The 15,349-nt window shown below is 70.2% G+C and carries 14 protein-coding genes and 2 tRNA genes; 6 read left to right on the top strand and 10 right to left on the bottom strand.

What is annotated here, in order from left to right; translation table 11 throughout:
* Positions 1-236: 236 nt before the first annotated feature.
* Both BLT28_RS14305 and BLT28_RS40125 read right to left on the bottom strand, forming a co-directional pair.
* Positions 237-1,808 (bottom strand): immunity 49 family protein, encoded by a 1,572-nt coding sequence (locus BLT28_RS14305; protein WP_030429610.1) that lies wholly within the window; start codon positions 1,806-1,808, stop codon positions 237-239.
* Positions 1,805-1,978 carry a hypothetical protein gene (locus BLT28_RS40125; RefSeq protein ID WP_156050923.1) on the bottom strand — a complete coding sequence of 58 codons (174 nt, stop codon included), beginning with the start codon at positions 1,976-1,978 and terminating at the stop codon, positions 1,805-1,807. Before BLT28_RS40125 ends, BLT28_RS14305 begins: the two co-directional genes overlap by 4 nt.
* 590 nt (positions 1,979-2,568) lie before the next feature.
* On the opposite strand from BLT28_RS40125, the gene BLT28_RS14300 reads away from it, so the two are divergent.
* Positions 2,569-2,643, top strand: a tRNA-Lys gene (locus BLT28_RS14300).
* Between the two features lie 68 nt (positions 2,644-2,711).
* Here BLT28_RS14300 and BLT28_RS14295 read toward each other — a convergent pair.
* The 8 genes from BLT28_RS14295 to BLT28_RS14255 form a co-directional block, all read right to left on the bottom strand.
* Positions 2,712-3,221, bottom strand: a complete 510-nt coding sequence (locus BLT28_RS14295) for a hypothetical protein (RefSeq protein WP_156050925.1) — start codon at positions 3,219-3,221, stop codon at positions 2,712-2,714.
* A 387-nt stretch (positions 3,222-3,608) separates the two neighbouring features.
* Positions 3,609-4,829 carry an alpha/beta hydrolase family protein gene (locus BLT28_RS14285; protein WP_043811453.1) on the bottom strand — a complete coding sequence of 407 codons (1,221 nt, stop codon included), beginning with the start codon at positions 4,827-4,829 and terminating at the stop codon, positions 3,609-3,611.
* Between the two features lie 79 nt (positions 4,830-4,908).
* Complete coding sequence (locus BLT28_RS14280; protein WP_030429613.1) at positions 4,909-5,571, bottom strand: response regulator; 663 nt, start codon at positions 5,569-5,571, stop codon at positions 4,909-4,911.
* A gap of 10 nt (positions 5,572-5,581) precedes the next feature.
* Positions 5,582-7,186 (bottom strand): sensor histidine kinase, encoded by a 1,605-nt coding sequence (locus BLT28_RS14275; RefSeq protein WP_043811456.1) that lies wholly within the window; start codon positions 7,184-7,186, stop codon positions 5,582-5,584.
* Positions 7,187-7,256: 70 nt separating this feature from the next.
* A complete protein-coding gene (locus tag BLT28_RS14270) occupies positions 7,257-7,946 on the bottom strand; it encodes a GAF domain-containing protein (RefSeq protein WP_156050926.1) in 690 nt (229 codons plus the stop codon).
* Between the two features lie 114 nt (positions 7,947-8,060).
* Positions 8,061-8,747, bottom strand: coding sequence for a ScbR family autoregulator-binding transcription factor (locus BLT28_RS14265; RefSeq protein WP_030429616.1), 687 nt, complete (start codon positions 8,745-8,747; stop codon positions 8,061-8,063).
* Positions 8,748-8,827: 80 nt separating this feature from the next.
* The gene (locus BLT28_RS14260) at positions 8,828-9,220 is read right to left on the bottom strand and encodes a nuclear transport factor 2 family protein (RefSeq protein WP_043811458.1); all 393 of its coding nucleotides are present in this window, start codon (positions 9,218-9,220) and stop codon (positions 8,828-8,830) included.
* A gap of 79 nt (positions 9,221-9,299) precedes the next feature.
* Entirely contained in the window at positions 9,300-10,313 is a 1,014-nt protein-coding gene (locus BLT28_RS14255; protein WP_156050928.1) for a cobalamin B12-binding domain-containing protein, read from the bottom strand.
* A 505-nt stretch (positions 10,314-10,818) separates the two neighbouring features.
* Here BLT28_RS14255 and BLT28_RS14250 point away from each other — a divergent pair.
* The 5 genes from BLT28_RS14250 (at position 10,819) to BLT28_RS14230 (ending at position 15,348) form a co-directional block, all read left to right on the top strand.
* Positions 10,819-11,934, top strand: coding sequence for a serine hydrolase domain-containing protein (locus BLT28_RS14250; RefSeq protein WP_030429619.1), 1,116 nt, complete (start codon positions 10,819-10,821; stop codon positions 11,932-11,934).
* A gap of 3 nt (positions 11,935-11,937) precedes the next feature.
* Complete coding sequence (locus BLT28_RS14245) at positions 11,938-12,729, top strand: MerR family transcriptional regulator (RefSeq protein ID WP_030429620.1); 792 nt, start codon at positions 11,938-11,940, stop codon at positions 12,727-12,729.
* 26 nt (positions 12,730-12,755) lie between these two features.
* Positions 12,756-12,830, top strand: a tRNA-Gly gene (locus BLT28_RS14240).
* A 70-nt stretch (positions 12,831-12,900) separates the two neighbouring features.
* Positions 12,901-13,896 (top strand): phosphotransferase enzyme family protein, encoded by a 996-nt coding sequence (locus BLT28_RS14235; RefSeq protein WP_197684030.1) that lies wholly within the window; start codon positions 12,901-12,903, stop codon positions 13,894-13,896.
* A gap of 33 nt (positions 13,897-13,929) precedes the next feature.
* A complete protein-coding gene (locus BLT28_RS14230; protein WP_052407319.1) occupies positions 13,930-15,348 on the top strand; it encodes an endonuclease/exonuclease/phosphatase family protein in 1,419 nt (472 codons plus the stop codon).
* Position 15,349 lies beyond the last annotated feature (1 nt).

Here is a 15,349-nt window from a genome sequence, read left to right as displayed (position 1 = left end):
TTGCATAGGCATGTGGACAGGTGCACGCCCGCGTGATCGACTACGGTGTGCGGTTGATCTACGGGCGAGTTCCCCTGACACCTGAACTGCGCGCGGAGCGCGGCGCCATGACGTCGGCCGCTGACCGTGGACTGGCAGGGGATGGGCCGGCCGCGAGGACGGTCGGCCCTATCGCCGTCACGCGTTGGGTGAGCAGGGTCGCCGCTTCTTCGAGCGGCTGTGCTGTTCCTGAGCGATCACCTCGGCGCCCCCTCACCGACGCGACCACCGTTCAGCAGCGTCAAAGGCAGGTACGGAGAGCGCACGGTGACACTGAGCCAGCCCGACTCCAGTGCCCGGCCGGCCAGCGCGAGCGGCGCGAGCGCGAGGAAACCTTCCGGCTCCTTCGCCCGCTCCTCGGTCCGCGTCCAGTACCGCCGGTGCCGCTCCAGCGCCCGCGCCAGCGAGTCGGTGAACCCGGTCTGGTCGTCCTCGGAGATCTGGTAGAACAGCTCGACCGTCGGGTAGAGCAGGTCGTCGTCCTGCGGCACGGCTTCCAGTGATCGCTTGGACATGCTGTACCCGCCGTACCAGTAACCGTGCAGCACGCTGATCCACTCGTGGACGGCCTCGTCGTGTTCCGCGCCTGACGAGCGCCGCAGTTCCTCCGGCACCCGCACGAGGTCGTTGATGCGCTCGCGGTCGCGGCAGATCATGCTGAGGTACATCGCCTTGAGCCACGTGTCCGCGTTCGTGTGCTGCGTGGCACCGGTCGGCGGGAGGAGGACCTTGTCGTCTCGCAGGCGGATGGAGGTTTCCCTGGTCGTCATCGCCCGCTCGAAGATGCCGTGGTACGCCTGCATGGCCAGCGTGATGCTGTCCCAGGTGTGGATCCAGGACCCCTGCTCATCGTTGATGAGGTGGTAACCGGTCTCCTGGAGCGCTTTCGGCCCGATGACATGAAGTTGGCCAGGGTCCTGCTCGATCAACTCGTTCAGCTGCGCGGTCAGCAGGTCGCCTTCGCGGTCCGCCACGTCCGCGTCAGCCTCGTGCCGGTCGACGAGGCGCCACGTTCGCTTCACGGACGCGGGCGGTGACACCGGAACTTCGTTGCGCCACTTCCGTTCGACGATGTTCTTCGGCAGGTAGCCGGACTCGACCCCGACCGGGAAGCCGTAGTCGGACGCGGCGCACGCCACGGCCAGTGGGCCGAGCGCGACGCCTCCCGTGGGATTGTCGCTCGCGCTCCACTGCTGCTTGTGCAGCTCCAGCGCACGCGCCAAGGCCTCGGCGAACAGCCGGGGCTGGCCGCCGAGGAACCACGACAGGGCTTTGAGCGTGGGCTCTTCGGAGTCCCTGCTGGCGGCTCGGCCTCGGCGCAGGTACGACTGCATCACGTCGACTTCGGGGTTGCCTTTGATCCGCGTGTTCATCAGCGTTTCCAGCACGCTGGACTCGCGGCAGATCATGCCGAGGTAGCAGGTCCTGAGCCAGTTGTCCGCGTTCGCGATCTCCTTGGTCGCCCTGGCTGCCAGGGTGAGTTCGTGTGCGCTGACCCGCACCGTGACGTCGTCACTGGCCGCGGCCGCCGCGAAGATCGCGTACCCGGCCCGCAGCGCCGTGGTGGCCGCCTGCCAGGTCGGGGCTTCGTCCGCCCTCGGATCGACGTGCGCGCGGAAACCCAGCAGCGCCAACGACGTCTGCAGGACCGCGTTCAGCTGGAGCGGTTCGCGTTCGACGGTCTTCAGCAGATCCTCGATGCTGCTCGCGAGGCGGTCCTCGTCATCGTCGGACTTGATGTCGAGCTGGTGCTGTTCGACGGTGCTCAACGCGCCACCCCCTGCGGGCCGAGGCGGAACCACTCGCACAGCTGCCGGAACGTGCGACGCACCTCGGCCAGACGCGACCAGCCGGGTGGCAGCGCCTCCAGCGCCCGCGCGATGATCTGATCCACTTTTTCCTTCTGTTCCAACGGGTTGAGCGGCGGCCAGTTGCCCATGTGTTCCTCGTCCCCCAGAGATGCGCCGGCCGTGGAGTCTAGCGGTTGAGCAGACCGATCGTGAATGTCAGAGGGGCCCTCAGGAGTGTCGCTCAGCCCGGTCGGCCCCGAATAGATGTTTGACTCTCGGCGACGCTGTGGATGGAGATGGATCCACGCAAACAGACCTGAGGAGTGGTAGTGGTGGTGGACATGGGGAAGCGAGGGACGCAGCTGCAGCATCTGCCCGCCGTGGTCGCCGCCGCATGCCCGTCACACCACGACGTCCGGAAACGCTTGTCCTTGCCGGAAAAAGAGCTTCCGAGCTGCGCAGGCTCCCCGCCATGACCTGGCACCGGTCGTGACAAGGGAGCCGCCCACAGGGGAACCGGTATGGGCGGCTTCCTCTTTCGCATACTCACAGTTCGGTTTGTGCTCGACACGGCTGCATTCTGTGCTGGTCGGTCCGATTCGTTGACATCTGCACAGCGGAGCGGACATCTCCCATCCCGTGAGCGGCCACTCACCACCACGTCCCAGTGACGGAACAGGCAGACGCACGCGGCTCAAACCCGCGTGCCCTCCGCCCACGCCGTACCTGCGGCGCCCCGGGGTCGTTGGCTCACTTGGTCCGGAGCAGCTGGCTCTTACCCAGCGGGTTCGGGGTTCGAGTCCCCGGTGACCCACTCCAGCACCACGAAGCCCCTGTGCTGCAACGGATGCGCCCATGCCGTGACGGTGGGGGGAGGCGAGGTCAGGGCTGCTTCGCGACGGCGGCGACGGCGGCGACGATCGCGGTCAGTGCGCAGACGATCGTGGCCAGCCCGATGGCGACGCCAGTGGTCTTGTGGAACCCGAACAAGAAAGAGAGGTGGGCGCTGACACTCTCGCCGCGCAGCAGCGGCGCGATGATGTTCATGATCACGAAGAACAGGCTGGCCACGCCCAGCGTCCACGCGCCCGCCACCATGCGCGCGAACGTGAACACGGCGGCGATCACCAGAAGGCCCGCCGCGGTGAACCCGCCGATCACGTTCATCCGCACTACGTCCGGCCAGGGCTCCGGGGTGCTGTTCGCCAGCATGTCGGCGACGGCGAACCAGACGAGCAGACCAGCGGCGAGCAGAGCGAGCAGACCGGCGAGCACCGAGCCGACCACGTTGGCGCGCAGTCGTACGGGTGCGCCGAACTGCTGCGGATAACCGGGTGGCGGATAGTCCTGTTGTGGATGACCGTGTGGTGGATGTGCCCGGGGTGGCTGCATCCACAGCAGGTTACCTGCGGGCTAGGGGCCGTGACGGCGGTTCTGGTGAAGCGCTCAGGAGCCAGGAGTCACCGATTCCCGCGGCGGCGGGCACCAGTGTTCGCAGCACGGGCGGGAAAGATCGCGACGAGGACCGCGATCGCCCCGTGCCGTGGCACGGTCCTCCTCTGCCGTGGCCGTGGTCCGTACCGCTTGCCGATCAGGTGGCCGACCGAGTCGCCCGCGACGGCGCATGCGGTGGTGACCAGCCACATGACCAGGAAAGTGGGCCGGTGGTGCCGATGATGAACAACCCGATCTCGTCGGGGGCGATGCACCACAGGCCGAGGGTGCACTCGCCGAAGACGAGCACACCGGCAGCCGGCCTCCCGGTCGCGGATCGGGCGGTCACGGGATGAGGCGCACGTCGGGGTGCGCGGGGGAGTCACCGTCGAACAGGTTCGTCTGTTGCCCGCGCAGGTGCAGCCCGAAGAACGCGGCGAGGTAGCCCCGCTGCGCCGCCAGGCTCCGCCCGGGGTGCACGGTCCCGATCGCCGCCACGAGCTTCTCCGCGGGCAACGCGTGCTTGCGGTCGACCTGTGGCAACAGGACTTGGGCGTCGGTGAAGCTCGCGTGTTCGGCGGCGGGCAGGTAGAGGTCCCGCTTCCACCCGGAGGAGTTGGCCCAGAACGACGCCCAGTCCGGCGCGTGCCGGTGGTTGTGGGGGTGCTTGTCGGCACCGCTGGTCCCGCCGCCCACGAGGAGGAAAGGGCGGTCGGTGCCGCGGGTGCTCGCCTGGCCGTAGTGGGGGTCCATGCTGCCGTCGAGGTTGGCACCCGCGTCGATCCGCTGGTCGGTCAGCATCGTCTCGGCGGTGGTGAAACCGCCCATGGAGTGGCCGAACATGCCCACCCGCGACAGGTCGAGCGCGGCCCCGACCCCGATCGGAAGGGGGCGGCGGGCCGCGTCGGGATTGGCGCCCGCGGTGATCTCGCGGAGCCGGTCGAGCACGAAGCTGGTGTCTCGCGCCCGTTCCCGCATCATCAGGGCCATGTCCACGCCTCGTGCCGGGAGCTCGACGCGGTCGGGGAACTCCACCGGTCCGGCGAAGGTGTGGTCGACGGTGACCACGACGAATCCGCGGCTGGCCAGATCCTCGACCAGCGTGGTCCCGAACGCCCGTGACTGCCCGCCGCCCGGCGAGTAGAGCACCACCGGCCGGTCACCGGGGGCCGCGGCGGCGCGAGGCCTGGCGTGAGTCCGGGTGCCCGCGAAGTCGGCGACGCCCGGGTCCAGCCCGGCCGGTCCGGAGGACTGGTCGTAGAACGCCGCCACTCCGGGGGTGAGGTGCCGCGTCGGTCGGTGGGGCGCCGGCCGGGCGGGGTACCACAAGGACACCATCAGCTCGCGCGGTCGTCCCGGTGGGGCCGCCCAGGGATCGACGCGGCTGTGATCAACGAGATGCAGGTCCGCCGTGCCCACCGGGTGGGGGCCGGTCGGCCCGGGCAGAGTGAGCGTGACGGGCAGCTGGGACGGGCTCGCGGTGGCCGCGCCCACCAGGCCGGTCACCGCCAGGATTCCCGCGCACAGCGCCGGGACAACGACTTTGCGCCAGGTCTTGTTCGCCATGAGGCCAGGATCGCGATCGCTGCGGCGCCGGACATCTGTCGAAGGCTGTCGACCGGACTAGCCGAAAGTCATAGCCGCGTCAGCCGCGCTCGACCAGGCCCGCCTCGTGGGCGATGATCGCCGCCCGCACCCGGTTGGGCACCTGCAGGCGGCGCAGGATGGCGCTGACGAACACCTTCACGGTGCCCTCGACCACGTGCAGCCTGCGGGCGATCTCCGCGTTGGACAACCCGTTGCCGACCAGCGCCAGCACTTCCCGCTCGCGCGCGGTGAGGCCGTCGACCAGCTCGCGGGCCCGCACCGCGCCGGACGTCCGGTCGCCGCCGGTGCTCAGCCGCCGGATCGCCCACTGCGCGATCTTCGGCGACAGGTACGCCGCGCCATCGGCCACAGCCCGGATGCCCGCGAACAGCTCCCGCGGATCACCGGTCTTGAGCAGGAAGCCGCTCGCGCCGCCGTCGAACGCGCGCGCGATGTGCTCGTCCTCGGAGAAGGTCGTCAACATGATCACGCCGGTGGCCGGCGCGGTGCGGTGGATCTCGGCCGCCGCCGACAACCCGTCCAGCCTCGGCATCACGATGTCCAGCAGCGCGACGTCGGGCCGGTGGGACTGGACGATCTCCACCGCCTCGCGCCCGTCGACGGCCTCGGCCACCACGTCGAACTCCGGCTCCGCGCCCAGCACCGCCCGGATTCCGGCCCTGGTCAGCGGTTCGTCGTCGGCCAGCACCACGCGGATCACCGCATCCCCCTCACTCCGAGCCGGTCGAGATCGCGCCGCGCGGGACGACCTCCTTGACCACCAACCGGTCGGCGGCGAAGCACAGCCGGAACAACAGCTGGTCGTCCCTCTGCTCGCTCGCCCAGTAGTGCCGGCACGCCGCGCCCGCCGGCGGCGCGGGGAGCATACGTTCCGGATCGCCCAGGATCTGGAACGGGGGCACGCGTGCCTCGACCTCCGCGCGGGTCGCGCCGAGCGGAATCCGCTCGAACACCGCCGGGTCGAGGGTGTTGTTCGCACCGACGAGGGCATAGAGCGCCATCGCGAGCACAGCGACCACGGTGCCCGTCAACGCTGGTACCCGGATCGCACTGGTGAGGCGGCGCCGTGCCTGGCCGCGGGCACGCTCGCGAGCCGACTTGCTGTCACCGCTCGCGTTCAGGCCCGCGGGTGGATCTGCTGGGGGTGCGTCGTACGGAAGTGTCGCGACCAGGGCGAACCCGCCGTCGCGCGGGCCCGCCTCCAGCGTGCCGCCCAGCAGTCGAACGCGCTCGGCCAGCCCCACCAGCCCGTAGCGGCCCGCGACACCGCCCGGCTGCTTGGTCGCCCGGCCGCTCGCGACCGTGACCACCGTGCTGTCCGGCCCGCGTTCGACGCGAACGGTGACCGTCGCGCCGGGCGCGTGCTTCGCCGCGTTGGTCAGGCCCTCCTGAACCACACGGTGCGCCGCCCGGTCCACGGCAGTGGGCAACGATCCCACCGGCGGCTCCGGCAGCTCGCACACGACATCCATGCCCGCGTCGGCGGCGCGCTCGACGAGCCCGGCGATGTCGACCCGTTCATCCGGCTCGGGCTCGTCGTCCGGGCGCAGCATCCCGATGATCTCCCGCAACCGCTCGGTCGCCTCCGCCACACCGGCGCGCAGTTCACCCACCGCGGCACGCTGCCGCTCCGACAGGTCCGCGGTCACTTCGAGCGCGGCAGCACGCAGCGCGATGAGGCCCCACTCGTGGCCGAGCGAGTCGTGCATGTCCCGCGCGATCCTCGCCCGCTCCCGCGACCGCGCCTGGTCGACCTCCAGCCGCTGCTGGCGTTCCAGCAGCGCGGCGCGTTCCCAGCCGGCGGCGGCGAGCTCGGCCCGCTGCCGCCGGTACCGGCCGGCCAGCCACGGCAGCAGGACCACGATCAGCAGGATCAGCACCAGCACGAACCAGTCGTAGAGACCGAAGAGCAGGCCGAAGCCACCTCGCGCCGAACCGTCCACGAGCACGCTGACGGGCAGCCCCGCCAGCACCACCGCGGCCAGGAAGAACTGCGCAGGGCGCATGTCCTCCACGCGCCGCCCGACGCGGAAGCCGAACACCGAGGCCGCCAGGAAGGGCCACGCCCAACCCAGGTTCGTCACCGTCGGCGCCAGGATCAGCGCCGGAACCTCCGCGGCGCCGACGAACAGGCACAACGCCCCCACCGGGAACCGGTCGGAGAAGACCACCGCCGCGCCCAGCAACAGGCCGCCGCAGGCCAACTCCAGCCAACGGACGACCGCGTGGTCGACGGTCGTCACCTCCAGGACGAGAGCGACCGCCAACGCCACCCACAGCGCGACTTCTCGGGGACGCCGCAGCCGATCAACCATCCGCGGCGTTCACCCGCCCCATCTCACACCCGGCATCGGGTCATGCTAACGCGCTGTGACCTGCCCTCCGTCAACGGAAGTCGGGGGAACCGGACACGGCGAGCGCGGCCGCCTCCGAGATCGGCTGGTCGTACCTGCCCGCGTAGGCCAGCAACCGGTTCAGGGCCTCACTCATGCTGATCTGGTGGCGCTCGGCGAGCACACCCGCGGCCTGGCCGACGAGAACGGGGGAGCCGATCGCCCTCGCCGGCTCGGCACCGGACCGGTTCAGGCGGTACGACCGCCGCGCGTCGCGGATGGTGAACGCGGTCACCTGGCAGAACCCCCTGGCCGCCCGTTCGACGTCAGCGGGCAGCGGCCCCGTCGACCCGCGCAACAGGTTCACGATGCCGATCTGCTGCCCCCACGGCCACATGGGCATCGCGTGCGCCGCCGCGAAACCGCGGGCGAGGGCCGCGGGTGCGAAGCGCGGCCACTGCCCCTCCGCCGTGCTGAGGTCCTCGCAGTCCACCGGCTGGCCCCGCCGAAGGCAGTCCACCCCCGGACCCTCCTCCGCCATCAGGGCGAACAGCTCCCCCGTACCGGCCTCTGCCGCGGAACTGCCGACGGCGCTCAACTGCCCGCCGGAGCTGGGGAGCAGGACCGCGGCGGCGTGCACCCCCGGCAGGTCCTCGCACCGCGCGGCGAGTGCGCACAGCGACTCGATCGTTCGAGCCCCTTCGAGCACCGTGTCCCCGAGTCCCGCTCTTCTGTCGAGCATCCACTGCTCCATCGCTGGTTTCCCTCTCCTCCTGTGACCCTCCTGCCCATCGTCACAGCGGTGGAAGGGGAAGTCGGGGCGCACGCGGGTGATACCGGCGGAATGCGCACCGGCTCAGCCGGCGTCGCCCCCGGCGGACAGCGCGACCGCCGGGACCGACGTCCCCCGCTGCGGCGCCAGCCGGAGCGCGGCCCGGCAGGAGGGCACGGCCAGGTGGGGGATCCACACCCGCCACATGGCCTCCAACCGTTCCGGCAGGTCCTCGTAGTCGCTCGTCGCCCTGGACATCGTCTGCACCCCGAGGGCGGCGGCCATGATCCCTTCGGCGGCCTCGCGGAGGTCGACCTCCCGCCGCAGCTCCCCGCGCTGGTTGGCCTCGTCGAGCAGGTCGTGGACCAGCGTGACGCAGCTGATCATGTGCATCCCGCCGACGAGGTCGAAGACCCGGTCCTGGAACAGCACCCGGTGCGCGGCCCTGGCGACGGGGTCGTGGCGCAGGTCCAGCAGCGCGGCGTAGGAGAGGTCGATCAGGTTCTGCAACCGGTGCACGTCGTCCGGCCGGTGCGTGCGCAGCCCCCCGCTCTGCCGGTGCCACGCCGCCATCCGTCTCTCCAGCAGAGCGAGCGCGAGCGCGTCCTTCGAGGGGAAGTGGCAGTACAGGGCTCCTTTCGTGACGCCGATGGCCTGGCAGATGTCGTCCAGCCGGGCCTGGCCGAAGCCCTGGCTGTCGAAGATGACCGCGGCGGCGAGGAGCAGCCGCTCACGAGTGCTGTCGCTGTGCCCGTTCGGGATGAATGACATCGGTGATCACTGCACCTGGTATCGGGTTCGCGGTGGTTGTGCCGACAGGGATGCCCAGGGGAGCGTCCGCGCATGCGGCGTCATCCGCCCGGCGACGGAGTCAGCGCACCGGCGATCGCCAGGGAGTCCTCGAACATCCGCAGTTCAACGATTCGACCGGACCGCACCGACAACATCATCGCGAAGTGGTTGGAGAACTCGCGCCCGGATGCGGCCACCCGCCCCTGGGCCCGCCCGACGAGTACCGCGTGGCCCCGGTCGACGAGCAGGTGCCGCACCGTCATCCTGGTGAGCTCGAACACCGAGAGGTAGGCCAGGAAGTAGGACTCCACCTCGCGCGCCGAGCGCACGTGTGTCGGCCACGGTGCGCCGGGGATCAGCGGGCTCCACCACACTACCTCGTCGTCGAACAGGCGCGCGAGCGCCTCGGTGTCCTTCGCGACCAGGCGTGCGACGAGCTTCTCGACAAGCATGATGACCTCGGAGCGCGTTGCCGTGGGAACCGTCGTCCTCCATCGCGTCGTCGTTCGAGTCCGGGGGCGTGGGCACTCCTCACGTGTCCGCCGGCGCCGCGTCCTTCAACGCGGCGCCGATCACGCGACGCGCCTTGGGCATTCCCTTGAGCTGTCCGCTCCAGCTGCGGAGGACCTGGTCGAGCTGCGCGGACGGGATGCCGCGCCGCGAGGCCACCCGGCGAAGCCAGCGGAGGTACTCCACGAACGCCGCGGGATTGTCGAGGTGCACGGCGGCCACCAGGGTGTCGACCAGGTGGCCCAACGAGTCGGAGAGGAACAGCGCGAACAGGTCGTCGGCCCGGGAGAGCGGTCCCAGCACGGCCATGCCGTGCTCCAGCAGGTCGTCCCGCCGGGCGCGGATCCGCTCCGCGTCGAGCTCGCACACCGGCCGCGGCTGCCCGAGGGGGTCGAACGGCTGGGCGGGCGGTGGCAGCTCCAGGAGCCGGGTGACCTCCGTGGCATCCCGTGCCGCTGTCACCTCGCCGCGGAACCTCGACGCCCACACGCCCTCGGGACCGAATCCGGGCCCGCCGACGATGATCCTGGTCGTCAGCCCGCGCAGCGCCCGGATCGCCCGTTCGGCGTCGGGGACGCGCGCGGCGAGCATGCAGGACAGCAGCACGGCGTCCGGCCGCACCTGCGTCACGTAGCGGCGCAGATCGGCGACGGGGACGGACGCCCCGAGGAAGGTCAGCCGATGGCCCGCGCCCCTGAGCAGGGTGGCGGTCGCCCGCAGCGGCAGCGAGTGCTGCTCGTGCTCGACGCACGCCGCCACCAGGTGCTTGGCGCAGGGGAGTTCCTGCTGGGTGGCGCCGAGAACCGCGATGATCTGCTCGCTGATGCCGGTCGCCGCGTGCTCCCTGGCGACGTTCCACGTGTCGTTCTCCCAGGCTTCGCCGACCAGCTGCTGGGCGGGCAGGATCACGTTGGTCACGATCCAGTCGAGCTGGAGCCCGGCCTCGAGCAGGTCGGACACCTGGCGCTGCGCCGAGCCCGTGTCGGCTGCGCCGATCGCCTCGAAGTACGTCGACACATACCTCTCGGCCCTCATGGTCAGCACCCGTCTGTCGATCGGCGGAAGACCCCGAATCCTGACCGTTCCGAGCCCGTTGAGCTACGCGGAAACAGGGTGATACCGCGGGTACTCCGAACGCACTCAGGGCGTCCACTGCGGACGGTCCAGACAGATGCCGATCACGACCGCGGCGTGTCGCCGGGAGCTCAGGCGCGTTCGCCGCCAGTGGCGATCCCTCAACTTCGCGGGTGGTTGTGGCGGTGTTGACCTCCGGGCTGCGCGCGGTCAGCCGGGAGTGTCCCAGATGGACAGTGCGTGTCTCGGCACCCGGATCACGAGCTGCGCGCCCGGCGGTGCCCAACGTGGTGCGCGCATGCCGGTCCACGGTCACCGCCATGCCCGAGTGTCACCAGCCGGGTGGACCAGGGCCAGTCGTTCAACTGCCGCGAGTGGATTAGCCCTGTTTCCCGGCAGCCGTTCGCGTGAGCTCGGCTCTGGGGAGGGTTGACCCCGCCCCAGGGTCAGGCTGGAGCCTCGCCGCATGACCAACACCATCACGTCCACGCCGGCGGCTGCCGAGCAGGAGCGCACCGAGCTGCACGCAGCCATGCAGGCGTTCATCGACATCGGTTTCTCCGGGATGCAGTTGCGCGTGCGCGACAAGCGGGGCGAGTGGGTCGGCAGCGCCGGTGTGCGCAAGCTGGGCGAAGCCGCGAAGCCACCGACCGACGGGCTCTTCCGGATCGGCAGCAACACCAAGACCTTCGTCGCGACCGCCGTGCTGCAACTGGTGGCTGAGGGCAAGGTCGGGCTGGACGCCCCGGCGGCCGACCACCTGCCGGAGTTCGGCTTGGACCGGCGGATCACCGTGCGCATGCTGTTGCAGCACACCAGTGGATTGTTCAACCACACGGGAGATTTCTACCCCGATGGGAAGGCCGTGCCGGGGTTCCCCTCGACGGGGCCGGAATGGGTGGACAACCGGTTCCGCACATACCGGCCGGAGGAATTGGTGCGGCTGTCGTTGTCCAAGCCCGTGCTGTTCGCGCCCGGGGAGGACTGGAGCTATTCCAACACCAACTACGTGTTGGCCGCGCTGCTGATCGAGAACGTCTCCGGTCGCCCCTACGCCGAGGAGATGCAGCGGCGGATCATGGGGCCGCTGGAATTGCGGGGGACCGTTGTTCCTGGTTCTTCGCCGGTGATCGCCGGACCGCACGCCCACGGCTACTACCACTACCAGGACTCCGGCGAGTGGAAGACCCTCGACGTCACCCGTCAGAATCCCTCGTTGCTGTTCGCGGGCGGCGACATGATCTCGACGACCGAGGACCTGCAGACCTTCTTCTCCGCACTGCAGAGCGGAAAGCTCCTCCCCGCGCCACTGCTGGCCGAGATGCGCAAGCCGCATCCGAAGGTCGGCTACGGTCTCGGACTGTTCGTGGAGGACGCGGGCTGCGACGTCGTCCTCCTCCGCCACAACGGCAGCACGATCGGCTACGGGGCGTTGATGTACAGCACGCTCGACGGCAGCACGACCCTGACCGCCTCGGTGACCGGCGGGGACACCGAGATCGACCTGGTCAAGGAGTTCCCGAAGGTGCAGCAGGGGCTTGTCACAGCGGTGTTCCGCGGCCCTGATCAGGAGGACGGCTAGCACATGACCGGGACGAGGACCGGCGGCGTCACCATCGGCCAGGCAGCGGCGTTCGCCGGGGTCACGGTGAAGACCGTGCGGCACTACCACCAGCACGGGCTGCTCGCCGAACCACCGCGCGACAGCTCCGGCTACCGGAGGTACAGCTCGGCCGACCTGTTGCGGCTGGTGCAGGTCCGGACCCTGGCCGCGGCGGGCGTGCCGCTGGCCGAGGCCGGGCCCATGCTCGACGCCGACGCCGAGGAGTTCGCCGCCGCCCTCGCCGACGTCGAACAACGGCTCACCGAGCGGATCGCCGACCTGGTCGCGCGGCGGGACACGTTGCGCAGGCTCACCGACGGCAACCGGCTCCTGCTGCCCGCCGCCGCCCTGGCGATCCTGGACCGGCTCACCGAGCTCGGCTTCAGCCCCGGTTACGTTGACGTGCAACGGGATGCCCTGGTGTTGGTGAGGGCGCTGACGCCGGAGATCTTCGAGGTGTTCCTGACCCAGCTCGGGCACCGGCTCGACAACCCCGGGTTCGTCGAGCTGACCAAGCGCGCCTGGGACGCGCGGTCCTGGGAGCCTGACGACCCGCGGATCGACGAGCTGGCCTCCGCGCTCACCGAGACCCTGCTGGCCGACCCGGAGGCGCTGGCGCTGCCGGAAGGCTTCCGGCCCCCGCCCGCGGCCGCCGTCCGCTACGGACTGGTCAACCACCACAGCGAAGGTCAGATGCCTGCGGCCTGGGTCCGGCTGAACGCGCTCGTCGAGGCAAAGCTCCGTTCCGCGGGCGTGCCCATCCCCCACCAATGACGGTGGAGAAGATGGGGTCCGCAGGCGGGTCGGGTAGCGCAGAGGTAGTCGCACCGTGCTGCCAGTACGGAAGACGTCGGTTCGAATCCGGCCCCGGCCCACCCGGGCGAATCGCGTTGGCGCTGCCACGTCACCGTGGGACAGTGCGCCGTGCTTTCCCATCGAGAACAGGTGAACCGTGCGCGGCGGGTCGCGCTGCGCGCATTGAGCGCGTACCCGTTGGCCGATCCGACGTTGCGGTTTGTCGCACTCGGGGAGAACACGACGTTCCAGGTTCGTGCCCGGACGGACAGTGGTGAGGCCGAACGGTTCCTGCTCCGCGTGCACCGACCGATGCGCCACGGCCGGTTCATCGACTCGACGGCCGCCATCTCCTCCGAGCTGCGCTGGCTGACGGCGTTGCGGGAGCAGACAGACCTCGTTGTGCCGCAGCCTGTGCCCACGCGCGACGGTGAGCTGATCACCACGACCTCGGCTCCCGATGTGCCGCTCACCTGTTCGGTTCTGCGCTGGATGGAGGGCCGCAGGTACAGCAGCTCACCGCGGCCGGTGTACCTGCGCCGGCTGGGCGGTGCCCTGGCCCGGGTGCACAACCACGCCGACACCTGGCCGCTCCCTGGGGGCTTCGTCCGGATCCGGTGGGACTGGGAGACCTTCTTCGGCGACACAATGCAGTACGGCGGGATCAACGCCGCCCAGGTCTGGGACCTGCTGCCGGACGATCTGCGGCGAGCCTTCGACCAGATCGCCGCCGCAGCGCGTCACACCATGGCACGGCTCGACGAGCGGCCCGGGGCGGTCGGCCTCATCCACGCCGATCTGCACCTGGACAACGCGCTGTTCGCGGGCGATGTGGTCAAGCTGATCGACTTCGACGACTGCGGGATCGGCTACCGCCTCTACGACGTGGCCGTGGCGCTGTGGGAGCTGCGCCATCGCGACGACTACGCGGCGATGCGGACCGCGTTGATCGGCGGCTACACCGCGCACCGGCCGCTGCCGGAGGACGACCTCGGTGACCTGGACTTGTTCATCGCCGTCCGCGAGGTCGCGTTCGGGCTGTGGTTCGTCGGCACCGCACAGGTCAACCCGGTCTTCCGGGATCGGCTGCCACGAACGCTGGACGGCATCAGGAGGTCGTTGGCGGTGGTCCTTCGGGCAGGATGAGCACGGATCGTTGAGCTTTCGGGGGTCGAGGTCGTGAAGTCGGTCAAGCGAACGGCGTTCGGTGCCGTGATGGTGTGCGTGCTCGCCGCTGCCACGGGGTGTCGCGAAGATCCGCCACCGCCGCCGGACACGTCGGTCACCGTGGTGAACCTGAACGCCGCCATGGGCTTCGTGATGGGGCCCGGCGAGGACCAGGGCACCGACGCCACGCCCGAGGACCTCGCGCTGCTGGCCGACGACATCCTCAAGCACCCCGCGGACGTCGTGAACCTGCAGGAGATGGCGGTGTACGCGGCGCGGGACCTGCGCGAGCTCCTTGCCGGGCGGACGGGCGCCGTGTGGCAGCTGAACTGGGCGCACTCGGACTTCGCGGACTACTACGCGGGCAAGGAGCCGGGCGAGGCGCCGGTCTGGAAGAACGCGTCGGCGGGCAACGCCCAGCTGATCCGCATCGGCGCCGGAGTCCGCTCGCAGAAACCGATCACGGTGGACGGCGACCGGCCCGCTGGCGAGCCGGACCAGGGGATCATGCTGCCGTCCTCGCGGAAGCCGAACCGGGGCCGCTCCTTCCAGGGCGCGGAAATCGTCACCGAGCACGGGGTGATCGACGTCTACAACCTCCACCTCGCGCGGGCGAAGGACAACAGCGACGAGGAGCGCGCCCGGGACGTCGAGACCATCCAGCGGCTCACCGAGTCCCGCACCAACCCGGCGATCATCACCGGTGACTTCAACGAGACGATCGATCTCAGCGAGCTCTACCCCGGGCCGCACGCCTACCCCGGGACGTTCGCCGCGCTGAGCGCGTTCATGAACACCTACGGGTACACCGACGTGGCGAAGGACCTGGGCGCGACGAGCAACCGCGCTCCGAAGCACGACGTCCAGAAGCTGGTGTCCGCCCGGATCGACTACATCCTCGCCCGCGGACTCCGCACAGTGGAGACCGCGAAGTTCGCGAGCGCGGAATCCGACCACTGGGGCCTTGTCACCACCGTCGAACCGGGCTCCGAGCGCGGCACACCGAAGCCCGCCCCCAGCACGGGGGTGTCTGCGGACCGTTTCCGGCACGCACTGCCGGGCGGTGGAACCTTCTACTTCTTCACCTCGGCCGACGCCGGCTACAGCTGCGCCGTCGTCGCCAAGCAGGCTCTCTGCCAGGGCAGGACCAAGCCCGTGCCGCCGCCCCCGGACTCCTGCAAGCAGCGGGGCGGGCCCAGCTGGGGGCACGGGATGTTCGTCGAGGCGACCGGGAAGGTCGACTTCGTCTGCGCGGGCGGTCTCGTGTACTCACCCGTCGACCGCGCGCCCGACGACCGCGACGTCCTCCGGCCGGGGCAGTCGTTCACCGCGCTCGGTTTCACCTGTGCCGCCGAGGAAAGAGGCATCCGGTGCAGGAACGCCTCCGGACGCGGCTTCTTCATCGCACCGGACACCAACGAGCGGTTCTGAA

Source organism: Allokutzneria albata, from assembly GCF_900103775.1.
Lineage (GTDB): Bacteria > Actinomycetota > Actinomycetes > Mycobacteriales > Pseudonocardiaceae > Allokutzneria > Allokutzneria albata.
Note: the sequence above shows the minus strand (reverse complement) of the source record. Positions and strands in the feature narration are given on the sequence as shown.

What these genes read in the sequence shown, in the direction of transcription:
- BLT28_RS40125 (WP_156050923.1), bottom strand. Translation starts at nt 1,978, where the DNA reads ATGGGCAACTGGCCGCCGCTCAACCCGTTGGAACAGAAGGAAAAAGTG.
- BLT28_RS14285 (WP_043811453.1), bottom strand. Translation starts at nt 4,829, where the DNA reads ATGGCGAACAAGACCTGGCGCAAAGTCGTTGTCCCGGCGCTGTGCGCG.
- BLT28_RS14270 (WP_156050926.1), bottom strand. Translation starts at nt 7,946, where the DNA reads ATGCTCGACAGAAGAGCGGGACTCGGGGACACGGTGCTCGAAGGGGCT.
- BLT28_RS14255 (WP_156050928.1), bottom strand. Translation starts at nt 10,313, where the DNA reads ATGAGGGCCGAGAGGTATGTGTCGACGTACTTCGAGGCGATCGGCGCA.
- BLT28_RS14250 (WP_030429619.1), top strand. Translation starts at nt 10,819, where the DNA reads ATGACCAACACCATCACGTCCACGCCGGCGGCTGCCGAGCAGGAGCGC.
- BLT28_RS14260 (WP_043811458.1), bottom strand. Translation starts at nt 9,220, where the DNA reads ATGCTTGTCGAGAAGCTCGTCGCACGCCTGGTCGCGAAGGACACCGAG.
- BLT28_RS14245 (WP_030429620.1), top strand. Translation starts at nt 11,938, where the DNA reads ATGACCGGGACGAGGACCGGCGGCGTCACCATCGGCCAGGCAGCGGCG.
- BLT28_RS14275 (WP_043811456.1), bottom strand. Translation starts at nt 7,186, where the DNA reads ATGGTTGATCGGCTGCGGCGTCCCCGAGAAGTCGCGCTGTGGGTGGCG.
- BLT28_RS14295 (WP_156050925.1), bottom strand. Translation starts at nt 3,221, where the DNA reads ATGCAGCCACCCCGGGCACATCCACCACACGGTCATCCACAACAGGAC.
- BLT28_RS14265 (WP_030429616.1), bottom strand. Translation starts at nt 8,747, where the DNA reads ATGTCATTCATCCCGAACGGGCACAGCGACAGCACTCGTGAGCGGCTG.